A 24472-nucleotide genomic window follows, 5' to 3' on the forward strand; every position below is an offset into this window, starting at 1 on the left:
TTAGTTTATGACGCACTACCATTCAATCATTCACTAATTCCCTCATTCAATAATTAATTAATATGCGTATACATTTCATAGCAATTGGTGGCAGTGCGATGCACAACCTGGCCATTGCCTTACATAAAAAAGGATATCAGATTTCAGGTGCTGATGATGTGATTTTCGAACCTGCTAAATCACGTTTGGATCAATATGGCATACTACCTGCTGAAATGGGCTGGGAGGAAAGCCGGATTTCTGCAGATTTAGATGCCGTTATTTTAGGAATGCACGCCAGAATTGATAACCCGGAGTTGTTAAAAGCTCAGGAACTTGGCGTAAAAATTTACTCATACCCCGAATATATTTACGAGCAAAGCAAAAATAAGTTGCGCGTAGTAATTGGCGGCAGTCATGGTAAAACCACCATTACCAGTATGATTCTGCATGTGCTGAATTATTATAATCGTGATTTTGATTATTTGGTTGGCGCACAGCTTGCTGGTTTTGAAACCATGGTGAAAGTGACCGAAGAGGCACCTGTTATGATCATAGAAGGCGATGAATATTTATCTTCGCCAATTGACAGAAGACCAAAATTCCATCTTTACAAGGCCAATGTGGCTGTAATTAGTGGTATAGCCTGGGATCATATTAATGTTTTCCCTACCTATGCTGATTATACTTCTCAGTTTGATAAATTTATAGATACCATTGAAGAAAATGGTACTTTGATTTATTGCAAAGCTGATCAGGATTTGAACAATATTGTAGATCAATCGAAAGCAAAAGTCAAAAAGATCGGTTATGCCATTCCTGACCACGAAATTAACAATGGAATTACTTATTTATTGCCAGAGCAAACGGCTTTAAAAATATTTGGTGATCATAACCTGATGAATTTAAATGCTGCCAAACTGGTTTGTGCAGAACTGAATATCAGCCAGGCCGACTTTGATACTGCGATAGCATCTTTTACTGGCGCAGCTAAAAGATTAGAGGTTATTTCTGCTGATGAATCGACAAATGTTTATAAAGACTTTGCACATTCACCATCTAAACTGAAAGCCACTATTGATGCGGTTAAAGCTCAGTTTGAAGCCAGAAAATTAGTTGCTTGCATAGAATTACATACTTTCAGCAGCCTGAATAAAGATTTCCTGAAAGAGTATACTGGTGCGATGAATCAGGCGGATGAAGCCATTGTTTTTATCGATTTAAAAAGTTTTGAACAGAAGAGGATGGAGCCATTTTCTGAAGACGATGTACGGCAAGCTTTTGCTAACCCAAAGCTTAAATTCTTTAATGATGCAAATAAACTAAAAGATTATTTGTTGAGCCTGAATTATAGAAATAGTAATTTATTGATGATGAGTTCAGGAAATTATGCGGGTTTCGATCTGCCTGAATTGGCTGCTGCTTTGGAGAAATAGATAGAAGACGTGAGATGTTAGATAGGAGACGGATTCAGGTTCTCTTATTTCACCTCTAATTTGAAAAACATGAACAACATTGGAGATCGGATTAAAAAGCGTAGGGTAGCACTTGGTTTAAGTCAGGCAGAAGCTGCCAAACAGCTGAATATTTCAACTCCTGCTTTTTGCAAAATTGAAACTGGCCAAACGGATCTTAATATTTCCAGGTTACTGCAAATCGCCAAAACATTTAAAGTGCCTGTAATGATGTTATTGACTGGTGAAACCGTAGATCAGGGTTCATCATCTGTCAATTCAAATGAATTACGCGAGCAACTGGCAGCAAAAGACGAGGAAATCAATAAACTTCGCAAGAAGGTCATCGACTTGTATGATAAATTGGGAATGTGAATTGAAGCATAAGGAACAATGAGCAAGGAGTAAAGATATTACGGCTTAATTTGCTCCTTACTCATTGTTCCTTGATCTTTAATCCTGTTTATTAAAAACCTTTTGCATGGTTAAATGCTTCTTGCCAAAAGTAGCACCTGTAGCTTTATGGATGGCAATCATTTGCGCGTTGAAATCTCCCACCCAGCTTAATTCTAGTTCTTTATATTGGTTTTTAGGCAGTACGTATTCTCCTAATCTGATGAATAAAACCGATTCTAAGCCATGTTTCTGAAATTTGGGTTTGGTTCCCATTACAATGGCACGCATCCTGGTTACCCCAACCCATCTGCGGTAAGCAAATTTTAGTTTTTCAATCAAACCCAGTTTCCCGTCAAAACCCTTAATCATTTGGTTTGCATCCGGAATTAATACCACAAAAGAAGCAGGCTCCCCGTTAAAATAGGCGAACTGGATCAAATGTTCATCCATGATAGGTTCCATGCTTTTAAAACTCGCCTCTAATGTTTCTTTTTTAATGGGGACAAAATTTTCAAAGTCTTGCCAGCCGTCATTATAGATTTCCATCAGATCATTAATGTATTTCTCAGCATTTGCCTTACTGAAATATTCAAAAGTGTAACCTGGTTTATTTCTTACCCAATTTGCAATTTTGGTGAATCGCTCCGGAAAAGGAACGGTTAAATTGATGTGATTGGTCAGTTGTTCGTATGCTGTTGTAAAACCATAGGCATCAAAAAACTTTTTATAATATGGGAAATTATAATTCATTCCAAAAGAAGGAGGAGTAAAACCTTCCACCAGTAAGCCCCAGAAAGAATCATTTTCTCCGAAGTTAATTGGTCCGTCCATGGCTTTCATCCCATTTTCCATTAACCAGGCTTTTGCGGTATCAAATAACAAAAAAGCAGCCTGCTGATCATCAATGCATTCAAAGAAGCCCATTCCACCTGTTGGCTGGTCATATTGAAATGCTTTTTTTTCATTGATAAAGGCAGCCACTCGACCAATCAGTTTTCCTGACTCATCCTTTAAAACCCATCTGGTACATTTACCATGGGTGAAAAAAACATTTTTCTGCGGATCAAAAACATTTTCAACTTCACTATCTAAAGGACAGATCCAATTCTTATCATTTTTGTAAAGCACTTTCGGAACGTCTAAGAAATCTTTTTTAAGGGCTGAATTATTTACCTGTATAATTTGCATGAAATGTTTTTAAAATTAAAAAGCATCCAACCAACAGGCAGGATGCTTTTTCAAATATATCATTTTTTAAATATTAATAATCGTCATCATCATCATCAAAGTTGTCAAAATTGTCCAGGTCATCTAATGGAACATCAAAATCATCTTCATCCTCATCATGAGACTTTACTTTCTTTGTTTGAATGTCGTCATCTTCAAGATCGTCATCTTCGTCTACCTGTTTTTTAGTAGTTGGCTTGTTTGGGAGTTTCTTTGGCGCTTTCATAACACAAAAATAAAGATTGATTTTATAGTTTAAAAATACAAAAAAAAACTTTTTTAATAACAATCTGACAGCAAAGAAATTAAATTATTTTACTCTATGTTTTCACCGACTGCATTTTCATCTTTTGCGATATCTTTTAACCGTGGAAGTTGGTTTAAATGGTTTAAACCAAAATAATCCATGAATAATGAACTGGTCCGGTAAAGAATTGGACGGCCGGGCGTTTCCGCTTTTCCTTCCATGCTGATGAGTTCTTTTTCCAGCAAACGCTGCACAGAATAATCTGAATTTACACCTCTGATTTGTTCGATTTCCAGCTTGGTAATGGGTTGGCGATAAGCAATAATTGCCAGGGTTTCCATAGCGGCCTGACTTAATTTTTTCTTGGAACGGTGTAACTGAAGCTGATTAACGGTTTCATGAAAATCCTTTTTAGTGAGAAACTGGTATCCATTGTTTAAATTTACCAGTTCAATCGCAAATTCATCCTGATTATATTTCTCCTCAATCATCGTTATACACTCCAGGATATACGTTTCAGTATATTCCTCTTGTAATACCGAATTTAAAGCCAGATTAATCTCCTGGATACTGATACTCTGAACAGAAGAAAAAATAAGGGCTTCAATGTGTTTGCTAATGTCTTGCTGGAGCATATACAAAAATATAATTTTCAGGCATAAAAAAAGCGGTCTCGCTTTTTAAAAAACAAGACCGCTTTCAACACACAAATGAAACCTGAATTAAGATATAGCTTTAGGTTAGGTTATTAAATATCTATATCAATCCTATAAGAACGTCTTTGATAAACACTATCGTTTATTTCTAACACAAGTTTAAGGCTAAACCATGATCCCGGGAAGTTCTATTTAGTGAGTGGTATTAATAATTGAGTAAACGGTAAATTATTATTTTAGCGATATGGAAATTGACACGGTTGTACCATTTATAGCGTTTTGGTGCACATTTAAGTGTATAGGTTTTGCTTCAATCTGCGCCAACAGGTTCAATCGTTCTTTCGTCAGTTGCATACCTTTACTGATATGGGTATCCTTTTTATTTTTTAAAGAGTTTTCGATTCCAATACCATCGTCTATAATTTCGATGTTCAGATAAAAGGAATCAAGCATTTTAATGTTGATCTGGATTTGGCCTTCCGTTTCCTTTGGCATAATACCATGCCAGATAGCATTTTCTACATAAGGCTGCAACAGCATGGAGGGAATAAAAGTATCGCCAAGGTCTATTTCCGGGTCAATTGAAAAAATATAATGTAGTTTATCCCCAAAACGGTTTTTTTCCAGTTTCAGGTAAAGATTAAGGTATTCGAGCTCTTCTTCCAGTGAGATATAGCTTTTGGTACAAATTTCCAGATTTTTTCTGATCAGGCGTGCAAAACCAGTTAGTACTTTATTTGCTGATGCCGTATTTTGCGTATTGATGTAATGCTGGATGGAGTTCATTACATTGAAAACAAAATGCGGATTCATCATCGCCTGAAGTGCCTGTTGTTCGAGCATTAGCACTTTATTTTTCAGGAGTAATTGTTCCTGTTCTTTATCTTTCTGCTTGCGGGTAATGTAAACAGCCACCTTGTAAAAAATATAAGCCACTAATAAAATCAGAACTGACAGGAACCATAGGCTTTGCCAGAATTGCTTTTTAATCGTAAAAGCGATCTTGGCTGACGGGCCCCAGTTTCCGTTTTGGCTTTTTGCACATACTTCGAAAACATAATCTCCGGATTGCAGGGATGAAAAATCTAACCTTCTGGTTCTGGTTTCCAACCAGGCAGAATGATCGTTTAAGCGATAGCGATAGGTAATATCGCTGGTGGTAAAATCTACAGCGCTAAAAGTAAATAGGATAGTACTGTTTCCGCTTTCGAAGGTGAAGTTTTCCTTATCAATAGGTAAGCGTTCATTATCTTTGATTACAGAGGTAACGTAAACCTTTGGTAAATTCCTGCTAATATTTTTATTGTTGTATTTAAATAATATCAGCCCTTTATTTGTAGCAAAATAGGCGGTACTATCATCAATAAATAAGCTATTGATGTCATCACTCAGCAAATCTTTCCCATAATCGAAATTGGCTACCGCCGGGGCCTGCGGGTAATTGGTAATCTTGTTTACGCCTTTATTCGTGAGTACCCAGATTTCGTTGTTTTTAATAAAAAGTTTGGTACAGATGTTATTGGTTAACCCATTTTCCTGGGTAATCTGTTTGGTTATTTTGCCTTCGTGATAGAAGATTAAGCCATAGCCATCTGTTGCCAGAATCAGCGTGCCGTCAGCCAGTTGCTGGATATCATTAATCCGTTTGGTTAAAAGCGGTTCATGTTCATAATGTTTAATCAGGCGGCCATTCGAAAACTCAGATAAACCATTAATATTCGAAAACCATAAATTTCCTTTATGGTCATAAAAAACGTGGTAAGACCTGTCTTTAAAAAAATCTTCTTTTTCTTTATATTTCAGTGAATTAAATTCAAATTTTCGTGCTTTATCGGATAAGAAAACAACACCGGATGATAATGCCAAAGCCAGGTGATTATTATTTCCACTTAAACTAAAATGCTTAATCACAAACATGGAATTATTTGCTTCTTTCAGGTAGCTGACATCATCTGTATTTTTATAAATGTTTTTAAAAACACCCATTCCGTAATCAGATGCAAAATAAATCGATTCATTTTGTGCATCGAAGGAGAGTTGTTTAATGGTTTTGTACTTTTTAAAATCATCTAAACCTACTTCCATAATCTGGTAATTATGAATATTCAGAATATCAATAACAGCGTCATCAGTGCCCAGCCATAAGCGGTTTTTCGCGTCTTTGGTAATGCTCTTGATGACATTACTGCTCAGGCCGGATTCTGCATCTATAATGGAAAGTCTGTTACTGGCATTCGGCAGCATATAAATTCCTGTGGTTGTGGCAAACCACATATTCTGGTTACTATCCTTCATTACCTGATTTACCGCAATATCCTGAAGGTATTGTATTGTTTTTCCGCTTTTATTCAAAGCAAAAGTGCCATTCGCATTGGCCAGCCATACTTCTTTTAATGACTGATCATAATAAAAATAGCCAGACATGTTTTTAATCAGGTTCTGTGGAATGGAAATCAGGTTATTTATTTTGCCTGATTTTAACATTTTAAGTCCTTCCTGATCAAGATAAATGAGAGATTGGTCAGGCATGTTACAGGCCGTCATATAGGAAATGGGGCGTACTTTTGACCGGAGGATTGAAAATGTTTTGCCATTAAACCGTTGAACGCTTAAATCACTATAGGCCAGGATATTTCCCTGTTCGTCTTCATGAATAAAAGCATTGATAAATTTATCATCAGGGTTAGGAGAAATGTACTTTCTGATCATTTTTCCATCCCAGCAAACAATTAAATTGGAGTTGGTACCCAGCCATATTTTTCCGCTTCTGTCAATCAGAAAAGATACAATTACGGTATTGAAATTAAGTTTTCTGAGCAGCTGGTCATTATTTTTATTATAAAATTTACCATCCTTTAAATAACTGAGTTGCCCGTTTAGTGAAAAGAACCATAGCCGGCCACTTTTGTCTTCCTTCATCTGCAGGATCTGTGTATCAGGCAAGCCGTCTTCAATGGTGAAATTTTGAAAGTTGGTTCCATCAAAGCGACTAACCCCATTGTCGGTAGCAATCCAGATGAAGCCTTTTTTATCTTGCAGAATATAATAGCAATTATTACTGGCCAGGCCGTTTTTCGAAGTATAATGTGGCAGGTAGGTTGTTTGAGAAAATAGATCAGCAGGCTGCAAAAGCAACAACAGCAAGACAAAAATGAAAGAATAATGATGAAAAACCTGCATTTTCTTAACCATTTGATCTGCTTTTAATAGTGTTGAAAGGAAATTAGTTATCACTTCCAGCCTTGATAAAAAGTTTAATTTTCTCAAAAAAATCGCTTGCTCTTCTTCTTGATATATTAATGCTCTCTCCGTTTTTTAAGAAAACCTGCAATCCGTTTTTAGAATTATATTCTTTTAAATGATTGAGGTTAATAATACTCGATTTATGGATGCGTACAAACTGATCAGAAGGAAGAAGTTCTTCAAACTCCCTTAAAACTTTCGAAACGGTAATTTTATCCTGATCGGCAAAATGAAGTACAGAATAGTTGCTGTCTGCCTCAATATAAATGATATCATCAACATCAACCATTTTAAAGCCCTGTCCGTAGGGTAGGGTTAACTTTTTAATTTCAGATTTATTGTTGAGGGTTGAGGCCAGATTAGAAATCCGTTCATCAATTTCATTCTGGTTTTGAAAACGTTTGAGGTATTCGGCAACTTTATCAACAGCTATTTTTAATTCATCAATGTCGATGGGCTTCAACAGGTAATCCAGTGCATTTGCCTTAATAGCCTTTAAGGCATACTGATCATATGCGGTGGTGAAAATTACTGCAGCATGGTGTTTTTGGGCATCAGGAATGAGTTCAAAACCATTACCACCCGGCATCGCAATATCCAGAAAAATGAGATTGATGGGATGATGGGCTAAAAATTCCCTGGCCTCGGCTACCGATTTAGCGATTCCTGTGATTTCTACCTGCGGACAATTTTGTTGTAATAAAAAAAATAACGACGATCGTGCGAACTCTTCATCATCAACAATAATGGCTTTTAGTGTAATCATAGCTATAGGTTGGTGAATGTATTAAAATCACTTAATAAAAAAAAATCAAAAATGAAAAACCAGCGGATTAATTGTCACGTATGTATCATCAAACGAATTCAAAAACCTAAAACATAGATGACTATGAAAAACAATGAACTAGAAACAAAAAGTGAACTTCAGGAAGAAAGTTTATTTAAAGGCTCACTAGGCAGAAGATCTTTTCTTCAGTATGCCGGAGCAAGTGCAGCTGGTATTGCCTTGGTTGCGGCCGGTTGTAGAAAAGACCGTGGTGTTGAAAACGTAATGACTGGGGCGACCTTAGATTTTAAAAATGAAATTGGTGTTTTAAATTATGCTTATGCATTAGAACAACTGGAAGCTGCATTTTATGTTAAAGTGGCATCTGCACCACCATCGTCATTCACTACTGCTCAAAAAGCTTATTTCCAGGATATTCAATTCCACGAAATTGCACACAGAGAGTTTTTGAAAAATGTATTAAGTACAGCTGCGATTGGAAGCCTTGAAGTAGATTTCTCTTCTATTGATTTCACAAGTGCTAGCAGCGTTTTGGGTGCAGCAATGACATTTGAAGATTTAGGTGTAGCCGCGTATAACGGTGCTGGTGTACGGATTACAACAGACGCTTACCTGGTAGCGGCAGGTAAAATCGTATCGGTAGAAGCACGTCACGCCGCTTATATCAGAGACATCATTTCTAATGGAAGTTTTGCAAATTTAAATGAATTGACTTCATTAGGTGCTAACGTTGCTGGTGGATTAGACGGGGCACTTACGCCAGATAAAGTGTTAGCCGCGGCCGGAAAATATATCAAAACAAAAATTAACGTAATTAACCTTTAATCTTTAAAACTCAGCAATCATGAATATCTTAAATATATTAGACCAAATAGAAAAAGTGGATGGAGAGATCTATGAAAGATTAAGTCCGCGACGCAGTGCAATGAAAGATTTTTTCAATGTTGGAAAGAAAATTTCTATGGCTGCATTACCATTAGCAATGGGTTCATTATTTCAAAAAGCTTATGGACAAACTAATCCATCTTCTGTTAATGATGTATTAAATTTTGCTTTAGCATTAGAATACCTGGAATATAATTATTATAACCATGCCTTAACATTGGCCAATTCTACTTATATCCCTGACGGACCTGCAAGACAAGCAATCACAACCATTCGTAACCATGAACGTGCACACGTAGATTTATTGAAAGGTGCTTTGAACATCAGTGGTGCTGATCAATATGTATATGCTGATTTTGATTTTACAGCCGGTGGTGGTTTTGCAGACGTGGATACCAATTATCAAACATTTTTAAAAGTAGCATTGGCTTTTGAAGATACAGGTGTTAGGGCTTACAAAGGTCAGGCACCAATTTTGAAAGGTATGCCAGTATTGACAACTGCTTTACAAATTCACTCTGTAGAGGCTCGTCACGCATCACATATCCGCCAAATGGTGGCTGCGAATGTATCAGGTGCATCTGCGTTAAAGCCTTGGATCGCTTACACTTCAAATGGTAATGATACTGGTGTTTCGGCAGTAGACGCAGTTTATGCAGGAGAGCAAAATACAACTCAGGCTGGCGTTCAGATTACAGGTATTAATGGTACAGCAGTTACACAGTCTCACGCAGCAGAATGTTTCGATGAATTCTTGACAGGTTCTGATGTGAAGAAAATAGCGAATTTATTTATCAAGACGGGTAAGAAATTAGCATAATAAAAACATTTACATTATTGATTAGGTAATGTTTAGTTTGAGGTAGAGAGGCAGAACGGAGTTCTGTCTCTTTTTTTTGGAACAGGATTTTTAGGATTGGTTATACACAATTGCAATAGGGAATCTAAACCTGCAGTTGGCCATATTACGGCAGGAATAAAAGCACATTAATCATTCAGAACCTTAAACGGACATTAATTATGCTCTTATGAAGAATGATGATGGGCATTATTAAATAAAGTTCTGTTCATTTTGATTCCTTTACAAATGAAAGTCATTCTGTAATTTATTTCTGTGATTATTCCCCCAATCAGCTAGTGTATTTACAATGGAAATAACTGTCTTAGCATATTCAATTGGCTCGTAAGTAACAATAACAATCAATAGTATTTCAGCTGCTCATTCTGATAGCTGGTTTAGAGCTACATTGTGAGGGTAAATAATAGCTGATTTGATTTGGAAATCCGGGCAGAATTTGGCTATATTAGTGGCTATGGTAATGTAGGACGCTTTTATCTTTCTACAATTGTCAGACGCTAAATTAAGGACTCTTCATCATTAACATAAATGGAACTATCCATAATCGACGTTACCGGTGCCGGTGAACGGATCCCGTTTTCAAATCCTGGATACAACGGTACCATGCAGCTAGATAAGTTGGGTGACGAATATCAAAAACAGTTAAACCTTAATGACCAGCAGGTACATATCCTGAACCAGTTATGGTATCCCAGCAACAATTTCAGCAGCATTCCTTTCTGCAGGAAAGAAATCGTTAAGCTTTTCGTGCTCATTTTAGAAGACCTGTCCTATAAATACAGGAAACAGGGGACGGCTATCGAAGTTGAATTCAACACGGTAGCCGACCTGATGACCCGGAATCGTTTTAAAACCGGACTGAATGATTATAGTTATAAACTTACGATGCTATCTTCCCTATTAGATATCCACTATAATATTTTCAAGCATGCAGAGAATGCACTGCGTGCCCATTACGGGCACACCCGCAAGATCAATACCGATCTGGATATCAATGATGAAGAGGTCTTGCGTGAATACAATTCCCGGATAAGCGATAAGCTCTCGCAGGTCCTGCAGGTATGGATTCCCCGGGTCGATATGCCCGATCGGAAAACAGAGCGGTTACTGTATGCCCAGAGCCCCGGAAGATGGAAGCAGGCTTTTGAGGTGATCAGCAGGGATTTTAAAAAAGATACGCAGCGTTATATTGACATGGTACTGGACCTGGCGGAATTGAACAGCTCCAATCCATCTAAAGAGATGATCTATTATGAGGCGTCCAAGGACATCGCTACCATAGACCCACAGGCGGCATTGAGGTTATATGTGCATTATATCCATTGCGATCTGTTATCAGAAACTTTTGATAACAGGCCATTGAACAAAACCAATATCAAAAAGCTGTTTAAAACCGATGAGCAATTGCATGATTTCCAGGTGGTGATCGAAAACCTTATTGCAAACAGGGATTTAGCACAGGCCCTTTCTGCAGTATCAACGGTATTGCTTCCCAAACGCAGGAAAATCTCACTCAGCGCTGATGCAATCGAGACGATCAAGCAAAAGCATTCCGGTACAGTAAAACTGCTGGAAAAATATCTGCAGGATGAAGATGAACAGGTTGTCATGCCGGTTTTGACCGTGCCTGATCTGCCGGACCTTGTGCTGGTATCTGTTGCCCAGTACAAAACTAAGGTGTTTACAGATGAGGTTAAACTCTCTGCTATTCAAAGTGAAATTCTTATTCATTTTGAAAGGAATAATTTTGCGGTACCGCAGGATGAGATCGAAGAGATGGCCAGGAAAAAAGGTGTTTTTAAAAACCAGCTTATAGACAGTATCAATGAAAGCTGTTATGATTTTATCGATGATGTCCTGATTGAGGAAGAGGAGGACAATTACGTGATTTACAAAAATTATTATCAAAATATTTTAGCAAAATGATAGAAAATTTAAAGCCAAAAGAGGCTACAGCGATCATCAATTCACTTATTGGCGGTGTAGTCCCAAAGATCGGGATACAGCATATTACTGTGGGAAGGTCCGAGGAGATCGATGCAGTTGTTGCTGCACTTGAAGATGTAAAGAATGGACACAGTATGGTAAAGTTCTGGATTGGGGATTTCGGTTCAGGGAAATCCTTTATCCTGCACCTGCTCAATACGGTCGCCTTGAAGCAAAAATTTGTGGTAGCAAAAGCCGATTTTACCCCAGATAACAGGCTGTATGCCAATGATGGGAAGGGACTTGCACTTTATGCTGCCATCATGGATAACATCGCCATCCAGACCAAACCCGAAGGGGGGGCATTGCCGACATTGCTTGAGAAATGGATTGAGCAGGTGGTGAGCAGAACGGCAGAAGAAAACCAGCTACCGATACATTCGATGCGTGAGGAGGCCAATCTGCCGCTTGTGCAGAATGCGATTATGAAAACGATCAATGAACTTTCGGATAGCGGTGGATTTGATTTTGGGACAGTAGTGCTAAAGTATTATCAGGCCTATATTTCAGGCGATGATATGCTCAGGAGAAATGCGTTAAAATGGCTAAAGGGTGAATATAGCACCAGAACCGAGGCCAGACAAGACCTGGGTGTGCGCGAGATCATCAATGACCTGAACTATTATGATATGCTCAAGAACTTTACCAGACTTTTTGTGAGCATAGGTTATAGCGGCTTTATGATCAATCTTGATGAGGCGATTAACCTTTATAAGATTTCCACTGCTGCCATGAGGGAGAAAAACTATGAAAAGATATTAAGTATTTATAACGACTGTTTTCAGGGAAAGGTTTCCAACCTGTTTTTCAACTTTGCCGGCACTTTTGAATTCCTTCAGAACGAGCGCCGGGGACTATTCAGCTATAATGCGCTGAAAACAAGGCTTGAAACCAATAAGTTTGAGACTGTAGGGATCAGGGATTTTGCCCAACCGGTGATCAGGCTATTGCCGCTGGATAACAATGAGATATTTGTGCTTTTAAAGAAGCTCAAGCTGATCTTTGATTTTAACTATAAATCGGAAATAGCAATCACTGATGAGGACATTTTAAGTTTTATGGAAGAGCTGTTCAATAAGCCCGGGGCAGATGAATTTTTGACGCCAAGGGAGGTAATCCGCGATTTCCTGAATATCCTCAATATACTGCGGCAGAACCCGGGACTGGATAAAAACCGCCTGTTCTCCCAGGTGCAGATTTCCGATGAAAGGCCTGATGACCTGATCCTGGACGGGATCGAAGAGCTGTGACAGCGTTCGACCTGTTATCTCCTGCGGTAAGGAAATTTGTCAGGGATAAACGCTGGGAAAGCTTCCGTGATATCCAGTCAGCCGCGATCAAAAAGATCATGGGCGATGACCGACATTATATCCTGGCATCCAGGACTGCTTCAGGGAAAACCGAAGCGGCTTTTCTGCCGATATTGTCCAAGGTGGATTTCAACCAGGGCGGGGTTGCCGTGCTTTACATTTCCCCGCTCATCGCGCTCATCAACGATCAGTTCATGAGGGTGGAAGACCTCTGCTCTGATATGGAGATTACAGTGACCAAATGGCACGGAGAAGCAAACAAATCGCTCAAAAACAAATTGCTCAAGGCTCCGCAGGGTGTCGTGCTGATTACGCCCGAATCACTGGAGGCCATGTTTGTCAATAAACCATACGATGTTAAGAATCTCTTCTCGCAGCTGAAATATGTGGTGATCGATGAGATCCATTCGTTCATTGGTTCGGACAGGGGTGTTCATTTGAAATCGTTGCTCTCCAGGATTCAGGATATCAATTCGGGCAGCTTTTCGGTTATTGGTCTATCGGCCACATTGGGCGATTTCGCCGAGGCCAAAAAGTTTACCGGTGAAGCCGAAAGAACGGTTGTGCTGAAGGATCCGGCCGCAAAGGACCTGGATACCGTTTTTAAATATTTTGAGCAGACTGGTAATACCCTGCCGCTGGAACTGCTAAAGGATCTTTATAGGGAAAGCAGGGATTCCAAAGTATTGGTTTTTCCCAATAGCAGGGGAAGGGCCGAAGATGTCGCGGTCAGCCTGATGAAAATAGCGGAGCGGGTAGGCGGACATGCGAATTATTTTTCTCACCATTCTTCCGTTGATAAACAGGTAAGGGAATATGTGGAGGAATTTGCGAAGAGCAAGTTACGGAGGAATTTTACCATTGCCTGTACCTCAACGCTTGAACTTGGAATTGATATCGGATCGGTTGACCAGGTGGTGCAGCTAGATGCGGCGCATAGTATTGCGTCGCTCATACAGCGTGTAGGCAGAAGTGGGCGTAGGGAAGGGGCGAAAAGCAGGCTTTTATTATATGCAACGAATCCCTGGAGCCTGTTGCAATCACTTGCAGGCTGGCTTTTATACCTGGAAGGCTTTATCGAACCTCCTGAAATCATTGACTATCCCTATGATATCCTGCTCCACCAGGCGCTTTCGATCACCAAGGAGCATTCAGGAAACACAAAAAAAAAGCTGGTCGGGAGTTTAAAATCCAATTATGCTTTTAAATTGATAGCGGAGGTTGAAATTGTGGAGATTGTAGATTACCTGATTTCGATAGATTTTTTAGAAGAACTCGGAAGGGAGCTGATTATTGGGGTAGAGGGGGAGAAGATTGTGAACGGACGTGATTTTTATACCGTTTTCAATGCGCAGACCTATTATAAGGTCGTCAGTTCCGGTACCGGGATCGGCCAGATCCCGTTTACTGCCCAGGTGAGGGAAAATGAGAACATTTTACTGGCGGCTAAAATCTGGAAGATCAGGTTTGTGGACCATGATGCCAAAAAGATCGAGGTAGTTCCGGCAAATGATGGCAGAAGACCTTTGTTTTTTGGTGAAGGAGGAGATGTACATCCGCGGATCCGTGAAAAAATGATGGAGATCCTTTACAGCAAGGAAATATATCCGATGCTCGATGAAAACAGTGCAAAAGAGATCGAAAAATTAAGAACAGAATTCAGTGTTTTTCTTATCGTGGATCCCAATTTACAGCGTCCTATGCTTATTGAAGCAAGAGAAATCAGCCTGTATTCATTCAGTGGATCACGTATCAACAGGACGCTTTCTTTCTTTTGGAATCTGAGCGGTATTGATGTTAGTCTCAATGATGATCAGAGCCGTTTTAAAATTGAAAGTGAGGTGCTGGATACCGGAGAATTTGACAAGCTTCTCATTCCCTCATCAGAAGATCTGGATTTTCACCTGGAGAATTTTCTTTATGCAAATCCCGGAGCATTGACAGCATCGAAATGGGCAGTTTATCTCCCAGTCAAATATAGATTGCGGTTATTAAAACAGCGGTATTTTGATTTTGAGGGAGCCGGGCACTTTAAGGATATGACTTGGGTAAGCAACCGGACTTTGGATATACAATAATCTCATTGGCTTTTTCACTTTGCGGGTATATGGGGCTTTGGGTAAGGTAGGATAATAAAAGGGCTACTGATCCACCATCGGTAGCTCTTTTTATTTAATCATTATTTACACTGCGGTAAACTTAAAAGGTTATCCTTTTGGGTTCTGTCTGGAACTGTTCTGATGTAAGCCCTTCTGCCCGCAGGGCGTTCGACTTTAACATAAGCAGTACCTTGGGGAGTGCTGACATAAAATTCATATGAATTTCCATCAATACGCTTGATAGCATCCTCCACGCTGATGATAACTTTCGGTCGTAATGCCGATTCCTTGTATCCAACCAGCCCACTATGGTCGAGCGAGACTGGATGACCTATTTCTTTAAAGCGCCTGTTGTAGATAGTTCACCCTGTTCAATCTCGAAAATAATCTGATGTTTAAAGGATAAGAATAGTCTTTTTGGGTATGCTTTTGGTATCCCAAATTTGTAATAATTGTTATAACGATGCGTTTTTGCATCGCTATTTCAGGACTAGACAATGAAGTGAAATAAAACGCCTGTAATTTTACAGGCGTTTTAACTTTAATGAAGTTCTATTTAAAGGCTGCTTTCAATTGTTCTGCAGCATATGCCTGGGCCGCTTTAGCTTCCGGTACAACAGCTGCCATTCCAAAAAATTCATGTGTTACACCTTCATAATTTCTGCTGTTTACCTTTACGCCTGCCTCAGCCAGTTTATTGGCCAACATGGTGCCATCATCATGCAAAGGATCTATTTCTGCAGTGATAATAGTGGTTGGTGGCAACCCTTTCAGCTTAGCATTTACCAAGGAAATTTTAGGGTTTTGTGCTTCAATCATTGTGGTCAGGTATTTTTCCGTAAACCAGGTCATCATGGCTTTATTTAATGGTTTGGCATTGGCGTACATTTTATAAGATTCCGTATTCATATTGGCTTGTGCAATAGGGTATACCAAAACTTCGTGTACCGGAACCATAATATTTTTATCTCTGGCCATAATGGAAACGTTTGCAGCCAGGTTTCCACCAGCACTTTCTCCAACAACGGCAATTTTAGCCGGGTCTCCTTTCAGGCTCACTGCATTTTTAATCGCCCATTCATATGCGGCAAAGGCATCGTTATGTGCGGTGGGGAATTTGTTTTCTGGTGCCAAACGATAGGCTACTGAAACTACAACTGCATTAACCTGTTCTGCAAGGCCTTGAGCAGAAGCATTGTAAACATCAAGATTTGCAATAACGAAACCACCGCCATGATAATAAACAATTACAGGAAAGGGACCATTGCCTGATTTCGGTGTATAAATGCGTAAATGAACTTTTCCACCTGGAACATCAATGTCTTTTCCGGTAGTATCAACCATTGGAGCAGGTAATTTTATGTGATTTACTTTGATCAGATCCATAACGGCATCAGTAGGCGTATGATTTTTTCTGGCATCTGCAGCACTAAGTGTTTCTATGGGTTTATCACCATAGCTTGCTAATTTTTCAATCACTGACTGCATTTCCGGCTTAATGCTTTGTCCCCATTCTGGTGGCGGACCAGCAGGTTTTAAACCGGTACTCGCTGTTGAATCTGCAGTTAAAGAATCAGTAGAAGTGTTGGTCTTGGTCGTGTTTGTACAGGCGGAAGCTGTAATGGCTACAGACAGTGCGGCTATCAGTAGCCTATTTAAATTGCTTTTCATAGGTTTAATTTATTGTTTTTATTAAAGTTGTTTTAATAACGTTATCAGGAAGATAAGAGTTTTAAATGCTTTACAACTTTACAGATTTTTAATATTATTCAAACTTCTTAAGTGTTCGTGCTGTTCTAAGTAAAACCATTTTATATGTTAACTGAAATTACGGGATTACCCGATCATATTTTTGGCGTTCGGGCTACTGGTGTGGTAAGTGCCGATGATTTGAAAGATGTTCTGCTTCCTGGCCTGGCCAGAACATCAGATCGTTTCGGAGAAATCAGGTATTTACTGGTACTGGATACTGAAGTTAAAAATTTCACTACAGGCGCATGGATTCAGGATGCTAAAGCAGGTTTGCAAAACTTTACCAAGTGGAAGAAAATTGCTGTGGTAAGTGCTGAAAAAAGTGTAGAATGGTTTTCTGATTTTTTTACTTTTTTAACACCAGGCAACTCCAGGGGATTTAAACCTGATGAAATAGATGAAGCCAAAGCCTGGATTGCCACCGAAGATTAAATTACATTAATTAAAATATTATTATGAAAGATTCAAAAACAGCAGCAGAAAAAAATAAAGCAACAGCACCCAAAAATGGGAAAGCTAAAAGTGCAGATGAAAAGGTAACTTCAGCAAAAGATGCCAAGAAAGTTGATGTAGCTAAAAAGAAGGATTAATCTGTAAAATTGTAATTATGCAGTCAGGAAATAAATGATTATTGCAAGGTTTATTTCTTGCCGATAACTGAACACCTAAACTAAAAGGAGTAAATTACGCCTTTTTGGAATAAAATTTATATGCTAAGCCTTTAATAATGCGTAAATTTTATCCATTAATTCATCAATATTAAATGGCTTTGCCATGAAATCGTCCGCAGAAACATTATCGAGAATATAATTATTTGAGTGATAACGTGCAGAAATCATCAATACAGGTATATGACTTGTAGCCTTTGCTTTCTTTAACTCTTTAAGGAGCACCCGACCATCAATATCAGGAAGCATAATGTCCATTATGATCACGTCAGGTTTGAATTCCTGTACATGATTTAGAAAATTTGTTCCATTATTTAAGCCTTCAACATGGAAAGCTTCACTTTCTAGAATGAGCGTAATTACATCTAAAATAGCATGGTTATCTTCAACAACCAGAATGTTTTTTTTTGCCAAGTTTTGCAATTGATTTTTTAAAATTTTAACAAATATAAAATAAAAAATAAATGTTAAGCTCAATCATTTAAATTGCACTACTGCTAAACCTATGCTTCATACTTATTAATTGAAAAATTCTAATATTTTTGTAGCATCTAAATTTAATATGAATCAATTTTCTGTAGATCTTACAAATTGCGATAAAGAGCCCATTCATATCCCTGGAAAAGTTCAGGCACATGGTTTTTTAATTGCCGTACATAAAAACGATTTTCACATTACTTATGTAAGTGAGAATATTAATTATTTTTTGAGCAAACAGGCGAGTGGTCTTCTTGATCAGCCGCTTTCGGCACTGGACCATCTTTTAACGCAGCAGGAACCAGAATTCAACATAGAGGATTTACTTAAACTAGGTATAATCAGGAAAAATTTTGATGCCATTAACCCTCATCCGATTAATATTGATAAAAAGCCGTTTTATATTACAATTTCCGAATCTGAAAATAACTGGCTGATAGAATTTGAACCTGTAACCTTACAATATGACATTCAAGGCATAATCGGACGTTCGGCATCTGCCATGTTGCAGGGCAGGAGTGTTTCCTCTTTATTAAAAGGTGCAGCGCTTGAAGTTAAAAAACTCATCAATTATGATCGTGTCATGATTTATAAGTTCTTAAACGATGGTCATGGAGAAGTAGTTGCAGAAGAAAAAAATGATGAACTTGAACCTTTTTTTGGACTTCATTATCCGGCATCCGATATTCCAAAACAGGCAAGGGAATTATATAAACTAAATTTAACCAGGTTAATAGCTGATGTTAATGAGCAGGATTCCGATATCTTAACTTATTTAACCGATCAGCCATTAGATTTAACAAAATCTAATTTAAGGGCAGTTTCACCGATTCATATCCAATATCTAAAAAATATGGGTGTGTATTCCAGTTTCAGTATTTCGCTGATCTCTCATGGTGAACTATGGGGATTAATTGCCTGCCATAATTATTCACCTAAATTTATTGATTATAAAGCAAGGGAAGGTGCGAAACTGATTGGTCAGATCTTGTCATCCGCATTGGAATATCGCCAGGACGAAGAAGATTCTGAAATGGTTGAACAGTTTAAAAGCACTGCAGCCATACTTTCTGAATACCTCAGCCAGGATAAGTATTTGATTGATGCCCTTACCGATCATCAAAGAAATATTTTATCTATTACCAATGCAACGGGTGCAGCTATAATTTTTGAAAAGAGACTAAAAACAATTGGGCAGGTTCCGGCTGATGAAGATATTTTAGAATTGGCAGAATGGTTGAAAGCCAGCAACGATGAATCCATCTACTATACCCATCGTTTATCAGAAATACATTCGCCGGCAAAGAAATATAAAGACATTGCTTCAGGAATCTTGGCCTGTAATATCAGTAAAGATCTTGGCGAAATGATTATTTGGTTTAAGCCTGAACTCATAACAACCATAAACTGGGCTGGAAATCCAGATAAAGAAGTTGTATTGTCTGAAAATGGTTTACTTAATCTATCACCCAGAAAATCTTTTGAAGCCTGGTCAGAAGTGGTCAGCAATACCTCTGAAAAATGGATGGCAGAAGAAATTGCCTCCGTTTTAAGGATTCGTGAAATTATCATTACGGATGTAAATAAAAAGGCCAATGAAATCAGGTTATTGAATGAAAAATTGCAATCTGCTTATGAAGAGCTTGATACTTTCAGTTATACCATCTCTCATGATTTAAGAACACCATTAACTTCTATCAAAACATATGCAGAATTAATGCTGAAAAACAAAAGTCTTGATGATCATGCAATCAAGATGTTGAGCAGGATTTTAATTGGTGCTGATAAAATGAATTTCCTCATTAAGGAAATCTTAAATTTAGCAAGGGTAGGGCGTTCTGAAATTAATTTTGAAACCATTGATATGCCATCCTTGATACAAGAAATCAAATCTGAAGTATGGGCGGCTTTCAAAGCAGACAAATCCGAATTGATTTTAGGCCATTTGCCAAATATAAAGGGAGATAGGACCATGATTGCGCAAGTATTTACCAATCTGATGAGTAATGGGGTCAAATACTCTTTAATGGTAGAAAAACCTGTCATAGAGATTTCTGCGTATATTGAGGGAGGAGAAACGGTTTATGCCATTAAAGATAATGGTATAGGAATTGATAACAGGTATTACGACAGGGTTTTTGAACTGTTTAAGCGCATGGATAATGTTAAGGAAATTGAAGGGACTGGTGTTGGTTTAGCCATTGTTAAACGAGTGGTTGAGCGGCATCACGGCCGCGTTTGGTTTGAAAGCAAGCTGAATGCCGGGTCTACGTTTTACGTAGCTTTTAAAAATTTACAATAATGAGTACACCAGATATATTTTACGTTGAGGATGATGAAGATTATGCTTTTTTTATGCAGAGTGCCATCAAGGAGGTAGGAGATACATTGAAGATTGCAATTGTTGAAGACGGCGCCAAAGCTTTGGCCAAACTGCAACAGTTTGCAGAAAGTAAAATCAAACCCAAATTAATTTTATTGGATTTAAACCTACCGGGATTGTCCGGATTGGATTTGCTGAAATTTATACGCGATATTCCTTATTTAAAATCTATACCAGTAATTTTATTTTCTACTTCAGATAATCCGGATGATGTAAAAGCTTCTATTGAATTTGGTGCCAATGCATATCTTACTAAGCCTGATGGCTATGATAACCTGGTGAAATGTGTACATTCGGTACACGATTTCTGGTTTAACAAGCACCTGAGAATGAATTAATTCAATATAATAAAATAAAAATAAAAGATTCGGATGGTTTATTCGAATCTTTTATTTTTATATCCATTTTAATTTAAAAATAACGAATAGAATGATTGCCGATATATTAAGAACAGAAACAGCAGAAAAACATAAAAAACTGGAATCGTTAATGTTTGTTCACGACATTATGAATCACACGCTAAGTGTAAATGATTATAAGAAACTCCTTACCATCAATTATATTATCCATCAAAGGCTGGAAAATAAGCTGGCCAACATGCTTGAAACCAATCTCGCGCAGGAATTGGATATGAATAGCCGATTAAAACTTAATGCACTGGAAAAAGATTTAGCATATTGGAATATTGACAGCTTAACCTTACCGGCTTTAGATTTTGACTTATTTATTCCTGACCAGAACAATGCAGCGATTTTGGGCGCATTATATGTTTTAGAAGGAGCTACATTAGGCGGAAACGTAATTAAGAAACATATCTTAGCTAATCCAAATTTTAAAGATAATGGGGATGGTTTGCATTATTACGGTGTTTATGGGACAGAATTAGGTGCTAAATGGAAAAAATTTGTAAGTATAATAAATGAAAAGGTTGAGGAAGCTGATTATGAAGTTTGTGTAAATAGCGCTAATCAAACTTTTGATAATCTGATCAGGCTTTCGAAACAAATAAATTAAGTGAACATATTTTCTCACATTATTAAATAAAATACTTGTATAATACGCCAGGGGCATTTTTAGATTGTGAATATGTGTAAAACTTATTTTAAATTAAAATATGCTTTCTCTTGTTAATTCAAGGTAAATATGTATTATTGGAAAAAAATAAATTTTTTAAACCTTAAAAACATCAATTAGCGATGGAAAAATTCTCAAAAGTTAAAGCTGCTGTTGCTGCTATCGAAGCAGATGTGGAAAAATTTTATAATGCTGGCAATGCAGCTGCTGGTACTCGTGTACGTAAAGCGATGCAAGATCTTAAAGTATTAGCACAAGAAATCCGTGCAGAAGTAACTGAAAAGAAAAACTCTGAAAAATAATATTTCGTGAGTATGAAACAAAAAGGGTCTTGGTTAATGCTGAGACCCTTTTTGCTTGAAGCTATATTCTACTGTTGGTTTAAAAAAACACTCAAGTTTTTATAGATGTGCATGAATTGTGTATTTCGGCGAAAGTGACCCTTCTGTTTCGGGCCAAACTGGCCACCAATTTGATTACCGGATGATGCACATCTAAGTTCCTTTCCTTCTGAACAAATATTCACTTCGGATCCAAATCCATTTTCCTCCTAACTTTTCGGTTTAATCCATCCTACTGCCGGATTATCTTCTATTCAGACCTTTCTAAAGATCAAAATCCATTCGCAGATATTTTCACGCTTAAAAAAAATGCCATAATCTCTCCACAGCAACGAAGCTACCATAGTCCATATCAAATTGCAGATATGCTCCCAAGAGTCTTTATTTTATGCAGAAATTGAAAAATTATTTCCGAATCTAGTTGCGAAAAAAGCTTATCAAAACATCAGAACGGTCTGTTTTCTCCTGAACAGGTAGTCACTTTAAAGCGAAATGGGATGACAATTTAAATGCGGAACGGGCGGCCATTTTTGCCGAAATACCCAAACAATATCTGGTTTAATTTTTTCAATCCTAACAAACCAACATGGTTAATATCATAATCAAACTTAAATTCATTTAATTTTAATTCATTACGGTTTCCCGTATATGGTATATTAAAATTAAGTATATCTTTGACTTGAAAGCAAATCACAATAAGGATTATTCCGTTGTGAAAACATTTAGCGCCTTAACTATCTTCGGGTCATTTTTATTCCTTTTTACATTTCCAAAACACAATCTAGTTTTAGAAATCAACTTATTTATCTTATCTTTGCCTGGCAAATAATAAATCGTAATTTATTTGCTATGCAACTCGACTCCACAAAATTTATTGCAACAGGTTTAACTTATGACGACGTACTGCTGGTACCCGCATATTCTGAAATTCTTCCCCGCGATGTAAATACAGCCACTTTCTTAACTAAAAAAATTAAGCTTAACGTCCCATTGATTTCTGCCGCAATGGATACGGTAACAGAAGCTGAACTGGCCATTGCCATTGCGCAAAACGGCGGTATCGGGATGTTGCATAAAAACATGACGATTGACAGACAAGCCGAAGAAGTTCGTAAGGTTAAACGTTCAGAAAGCGGAATGATCCAGGATCCGGTTACTTTATTAGAAACCGCGGTAGTTGCCGATGCTTTCAAAATTATGAAAGAACACAAAATTGGTGGCATTCCGGTAGTGAGTAGCGATAATAAATTGGTTGGCATTATCACCAACCGTGATTTGCGGTTCCAGAAAAATATGGCGAGGCCAATTGCTGAAGTCATGACAAAAGAAAATCTGATCACTGCCCCGGAAGGAACAAACCTGGTACAGGCAGAAGAAATTCTTCAAAATTATAAAATCGAGAAATTGCCAGTTGTTTCTAAAGATGGTTATTTAAGTGGTTTAATCACTTTCAAAGATATTTCAAAAGTAAAAAATTACCCTGCTGCCTGTAAAGATGAACGTGGTCGCTTACGTGTTGGTGCCGCGGTTGGCGTAACTGCCGATACCCTTCAGCGAGTTGATGCTTTGGTTAGTGCGGGTGTTGATGTCATTACTATTGATACCGCTCACGGGCATTCGAAAGGTGTTGTTGATAAATTAAAAGAAGTAAAAGCAAAATATCCTGATTTGCAGGTAATTGTTGGTAATATTGCTACCGGTGCAGCAGCTAAGTTTTTAGCAGATGCTGGTGCTGATGCCGTTAAAGTGGGTATTGGTCCGGGCTCAATTTGTACCACCAGAATTATTGCTGGTGTAGGTGTGCCACAATTATATGCCGTTTACGAATGTGCGAAGGCATTAAAAGGAACAGGTGTTCCGGTAATTGCCGATGGTGGTATTAAACACACTGGCGATATCGCAAAAGCAATTGCTTCTGGTGCAGATACGGTAATGGCTGGTTCGTTATTCGCCGGAGTAGAAGAGTCTCCAGGTGAAACCATTATCTACGAAGGGCGTAAATTTAAATCTTACCGTGGAATGGGTTCTATTGAGGCCATGGAGCAAGGTTCTAAAGACCGTTATTTCCAGGATGTGGAAGATGATATTAAGAAATTAGTTCCGGAAGGAATTGTTGGTCGTGTTCCTTTTAAAGGCACTTTGGCAGAGGTGATGTATCAGTACATCGGCGGACTTCGCGCAAGCATGGGCTACTGTGGTGCAGCTACGATTGAGGCATTACAGGAAGCACAATTTGTTCAGATTACAGCAGCCGGGATGCGAGAAAGTCATCCACACGACATCACCATTACCAAAGAAGCACCTAATTATACGAGATAAGCTGAAAGTCAAAAGCGTTAAAGCTTTCCATTCAATTGCATATTCAGCGGCATTGGGAAATCTTCTAACGAACAATATTACTACGTGGGGCATCCTAAAAGATAGCCCCACTTTTTTTACTTTTTTCTCCCATTAATAAGTCAAATCTGCATAGAATTCATCACGTACTGAAATGATGAGTTATCTAAATCTGTGGCCATTACATGCAAATTAATTCATTATCTAGCTACAAAATTGTTTACGTTACTACATGTTTATGAAACATAGCTTTTTCTGCAGCAAAACGTCAAATCACAGTTTTTGCAGCATAAAATTTGGAGAATGCTTTTT

At 38.1% G+C, this 24472-nt stretch carries 22 protein-coding genes; 14 read left to right on the forward strand and 8 right to left on the reverse strand.

Annotated elements, in window-relative coordinates; all coding sequences use genetic code 11:
- Positions 1-62 precede the first annotated feature (62 nt).
- Positions 63-1415, forward strand: a complete 1353-nt coding sequence (locus OQX64_RS03395) for a UDP-N-acetylmuramate--L-alanine ligase (RefSeq protein ID WP_265817630.1) — start codon at positions 63-65, stop codon at positions 1413-1415.
- Between the two features lie 69 nt (positions 1416-1484).
- Positions 1485-1808: a helix-turn-helix domain-containing protein gene (locus tag OQX64_RS03400; RefSeq protein WP_265817631.1), complete on the forward strand. Its 324-nt coding sequence runs from the start codon at positions 1485-1487 to the stop codon at positions 1806-1808.
- 78 nt (positions 1809-1886) lie between these two features.
- Here OQX64_RS03400 and OQX64_RS03405 read toward each other — a convergent pair whose 3' ends face one another.
- The 5 genes from OQX64_RS03405 to OQX64_RS03425 all read right to left on the reverse strand — a co-directional run bounded on the left by OQX64_RS03405 (position 1887) and on the right by OQX64_RS03425 (position 7968).
- On the reverse strand, positions 1887-3017 hold the full coding sequence (locus OQX64_RS03405) for an N-acetyltransferase (RefSeq protein WP_088300511.1): 1131 nt from the start codon (positions 3015-3017) through the stop codon (positions 1887-1889).
- Positions 3018-3090: 73 nt separating this feature from the next.
- Positions 3091-3282 carry a hypothetical protein gene (locus OQX64_RS03410; protein WP_265817632.1) on the reverse strand — a complete coding sequence of 64 codons (192 nt, stop codon included), beginning with the start codon at positions 3280-3282 and terminating at the stop codon, positions 3091-3093.
- Positions 3283-3371: 89 nt separating this feature from the next.
- Positions 3372-3938 (reverse strand): SMC-Scp complex subunit ScpB, encoded by a 567-nt coding sequence (scpB, locus tag OQX64_RS03415; protein ID WP_265817633.1) that lies wholly within the window; start codon positions 3936-3938, stop codon positions 3372-3374.
- A gap of 252 nt (positions 3939-4190) precedes the next feature.
- A complete protein-coding gene (locus OQX64_RS03420) occupies positions 4191-7151 on the reverse strand; it encodes a ligand-binding sensor domain-containing protein (RefSeq protein WP_265817634.1) in 2961 nt (986 codons plus the stop codon).
- A 31-nt stretch (positions 7152-7182) separates the two neighbouring features.
- On the reverse strand, positions 7183-7968 hold the full coding sequence (locus OQX64_RS03425) for a LytR/AlgR family response regulator transcription factor (RefSeq protein ID WP_265817635.1): 786 nt from the start codon (positions 7966-7968) through the stop codon (positions 7183-7185).
- Positions 7969-8091: 123 nt separating this feature from the next.
- Here OQX64_RS03425 and OQX64_RS03430 point away from each other — a divergent pair, with 123 nt between their 5' ends.
- The 5 genes from OQX64_RS03430 (at position 8092) to OQX64_RS03450 (ending at position 15107) form a co-directional block, all read left to right on the forward strand.
- Positions 8092-8814, forward strand: a complete 723-nt coding sequence (locus tag OQX64_RS03430; protein WP_088300508.1) for a ferritin-like domain-containing protein — start codon at positions 8092-8094, stop codon at positions 8812-8814.
- A gap of 19 nt (positions 8815-8833) precedes the next feature.
- Positions 8834-9694 carry a ferritin-like domain-containing protein gene (locus tag OQX64_RS03435; RefSeq protein ID WP_265817636.1) on the forward strand — a complete coding sequence of 287 codons (861 nt, stop codon included), beginning with the start codon at positions 8834-8836 and terminating at the stop codon, positions 9692-9694.
- A gap of 567 nt (positions 9695-10261) precedes the next feature.
- Positions 10262-11659, forward strand: coding sequence for a tellurite resistance TerB C-terminal domain-containing protein (locus OQX64_RS03440; protein WP_265817637.1), 1398 nt, complete (start codon positions 10262-10264; stop codon positions 11657-11659).
- Positions 11656-12969, forward strand: coding sequence for an ATP-binding protein (locus OQX64_RS03445; RefSeq protein WP_265817638.1), 1314 nt, complete (start codon positions 11656-11658; stop codon positions 12967-12969). The genes OQX64_RS03440 and OQX64_RS03445 overlap by 4 nt, the downstream gene beginning before the upstream one ends.
- The gene (locus OQX64_RS03450; RefSeq protein ID WP_265817639.1) at positions 12966-15107 is read left to right on the forward strand and encodes a DEAD/DEAH box helicase; all 2142 of its coding nucleotides are present in this window, start codon (positions 12966-12968) and stop codon (positions 15105-15107) included. Before OQX64_RS03445 ends, OQX64_RS03450 begins: the two co-directional genes overlap by 4 nt.
- Before the next feature lie 101 nt (positions 15108-15208).
- On the opposite strand, the gene OQX64_RS22530 is transcribed toward OQX64_RS03450, so the two are convergent.
- Both OQX64_RS22530 and OQX64_RS03455 read right to left on the reverse strand, forming a co-directional pair.
- The gene (locus tag OQX64_RS22530) at positions 15209-15487 is read right to left on the reverse strand and encodes a DUF3892 domain-containing protein (RefSeq protein ID WP_416240464.1); all 279 of its coding nucleotides are present in this window, start codon (positions 15485-15487) and stop codon (positions 15209-15211) included.
- 193 nt (positions 15488-15680) lie between these two features.
- Positions 15681-16799 carry an alpha/beta hydrolase gene (locus OQX64_RS03455; protein WP_265817640.1) on the reverse strand — a complete coding sequence of 373 codons (1119 nt, stop codon included), beginning with the start codon at positions 16797-16799 and terminating at the stop codon, positions 15681-15683.
- A 144-nt stretch (positions 16800-16943) separates the two neighbouring features.
- Between OQX64_RS03455 and OQX64_RS03460 the strand changes: the two genes are divergently transcribed.
- On the forward strand, positions 16944-17312 hold the full coding sequence (locus tag OQX64_RS03460; protein ID WP_265817641.1) for an STAS/SEC14 domain-containing protein: 369 nt from the start codon (positions 16944-16946) through the stop codon (positions 17310-17312).
- Positions 17313-17335: 23 nt separating this feature from the next.
- Positions 17336-17470, forward strand: coding sequence for a hypothetical protein (locus OQX64_RS03465; protein WP_256387651.1), 135 nt, complete (start codon positions 17336-17338; stop codon positions 17468-17470).
- Positions 17471-17593: 123 nt separating this feature from the next.
- On the opposite strand, the gene OQX64_RS03470 is transcribed toward OQX64_RS03465, so the two are convergent.
- Complete coding sequence (locus OQX64_RS03470; RefSeq protein WP_088301305.1) at positions 17594-17962, reverse strand: response regulator transcription factor; 369 nt, start codon at positions 17960-17962, stop codon at positions 17594-17596.
- A 148-nt stretch (positions 17963-18110) separates the two neighbouring features.
- On the opposite strand from OQX64_RS03470, the gene OQX64_RS03475 reads away from it, so the two are divergent.
- The 5 genes from OQX64_RS03475 to guaB all read left to right on the forward strand — a co-directional run bounded on the left by OQX64_RS03475 (position 18111) and on the right by guaB (position 24142).
- Positions 18111-20327, forward strand: coding sequence for an ATP-binding protein (locus OQX64_RS03475; protein ID WP_265817642.1), 2217 nt, complete (start codon positions 18111-18113; stop codon positions 20325-20327).
- Complete coding sequence (locus OQX64_RS03480; protein ID WP_265817643.1) at positions 20327-20746, forward strand: response regulator; 420 nt, start codon at positions 20327-20329, stop codon at positions 20744-20746. Before OQX64_RS03475 ends, OQX64_RS03480 begins: the two co-directional genes overlap by 1 nt.
- A gap of 91 nt (positions 20747-20837) precedes the next feature.
- The gene (locus OQX64_RS03485; RefSeq protein ID WP_265817644.1) at positions 20838-21422 is read left to right on the forward strand and encodes a biliverdin-producing heme oxygenase; all 585 of its coding nucleotides are present in this window, start codon (positions 20838-20840) and stop codon (positions 21420-21422) included.
- Positions 21423-21604: 182 nt separating this feature from the next.
- Positions 21605-21784, forward strand: a complete 180-nt coding sequence (locus OQX64_RS03490; protein ID WP_029285984.1) for a hypothetical protein — start codon at positions 21605-21607, stop codon at positions 21782-21784.
- 888 nt (positions 21785-22672) lie between these two features.
- Positions 22673-24142: an IMP dehydrogenase gene (gene guaB / locus OQX64_RS03495; RefSeq protein WP_088301304.1), complete on the forward strand. Its 1470-nt coding sequence runs from the start codon at positions 22673-22675 to the stop codon at positions 24140-24142.
- The last annotated feature ends 330 nt before the right edge of the window (positions 24143-24472 follow it).

The sequence above is a fragment of the Pedobacter sp. GR22-10 genome (assembly GCF_026239715.1).
In the GTDB taxonomy this organism is placed as follows: domain Bacteria; phylum Bacteroidota; class Bacteroidia; order Sphingobacteriales; family Sphingobacteriaceae; genus Pedobacter.

Bases quoted from the DNA above. Each gene is read 5' to 3' on its own strand.
- OQX64_RS03475 (WP_265817642.1), top strand. From the start codon at position 18,111: ATGAATCAATTTTCTGTAGATCTTACAAATTGCGATAAAGAGCCCATT.
- scpB (WP_265817633.1), bottom strand. From the start codon at position 3,938: ATGCTCCAGCAAGACATTAGCAAACACATTGAAGCCCTTATTTTTTCT.
- OQX64_RS03490 (WP_029285984.1), top strand. From the start codon at position 21,605: ATGGAAAAATTCTCAAAAGTTAAAGCTGCTGTTGCTGCTATCGAAGCA.
- OQX64_RS03405 (WP_088300511.1), bottom strand. From the start codon at position 3,017: ATGCAAATTATACAGGTAAATAATTCAGCCCTTAAAAAAGATTTCTTA.
- OQX64_RS03485 (WP_265817644.1), top strand. From the start codon at position 20,838: ATGATTGCCGATATATTAAGAACAGAAACAGCAGAAAAACATAAAAAA.
- OQX64_RS03480 (WP_265817643.1), top strand. From the start codon at position 20,327: ATGAGTACACCAGATATATTTTACGTTGAGGATGATGAAGATTATGCT.
- OQX64_RS03410 (WP_265817632.1), bottom strand. From the start codon at position 3,282: ATGAAAGCGCCAAAGAAACTCCCAAACAAGCCAACTACTAAAAAACAG.
- OQX64_RS03430 (WP_088300508.1), top strand. From the start codon at position 8,092: ATGAAAAACAATGAACTAGAAACAAAAAGTGAACTTCAGGAAGAAAGT.
- OQX64_RS03440 (WP_265817637.1), top strand. From the start codon at position 10,262: ATGGAACTATCCATAATCGACGTTACCGGTGCCGGTGAACGGATCCCG.
- OQX64_RS03400 (WP_265817631.1), top strand. From the start codon at position 1,485: ATGAACAACATTGGAGATCGGATTAAAAAGCGTAGGGTAGCACTTGGT.
- OQX64_RS03420 (WP_265817634.1), bottom strand. From the start codon at position 7,151: ATGGTTAAGAAAATGCAGGTTTTTCATCATTATTCTTTCATTTTTGTC.
- OQX64_RS03425 (WP_265817635.1), bottom strand. From the start codon at position 7,968: ATGATTACACTAAAAGCCATTATTGTTGATGATGAAGAGTTCGCACGA.
- OQX64_RS03465 (WP_256387651.1), top strand. From the start codon at position 17,336: ATGAAAGATTCAAAAACAGCAGCAGAAAAAAATAAAGCAACAGCACCC.
- OQX64_RS03395 (WP_265817630.1), top strand. From the start codon at position 63: ATGCGTATACATTTCATAGCAATTGGTGGCAGTGCGATGCACAACCTG.
- OQX64_RS03435 (WP_265817636.1), top strand. From the start codon at position 8,834: ATGAATATCTTAAATATATTAGACCAAATAGAAAAAGTGGATGGAGAG.
- OQX64_RS03445 (WP_265817638.1), top strand. From the start codon at position 11,656: ATGATAGAAAATTTAAAGCCAAAAGAGGCTACAGCGATCATCAATTCA.
- OQX64_RS03460 (WP_265817641.1), top strand. From the start codon at position 16,944: ATGTTAACTGAAATTACGGGATTACCCGATCATATTTTTGGCGTTCGG.
- guaB (WP_088301304.1), top strand. From the start codon at position 22,673: ATGCAACTCGACTCCACAAAATTTATTGCAACAGGTTTAACTTATGAC.
- OQX64_RS03455 (WP_265817640.1), bottom strand. From the start codon at position 16,799: ATGAAAAGCAATTTAAATAGGCTACTGATAGCCGCACTGTCTGTAGCC.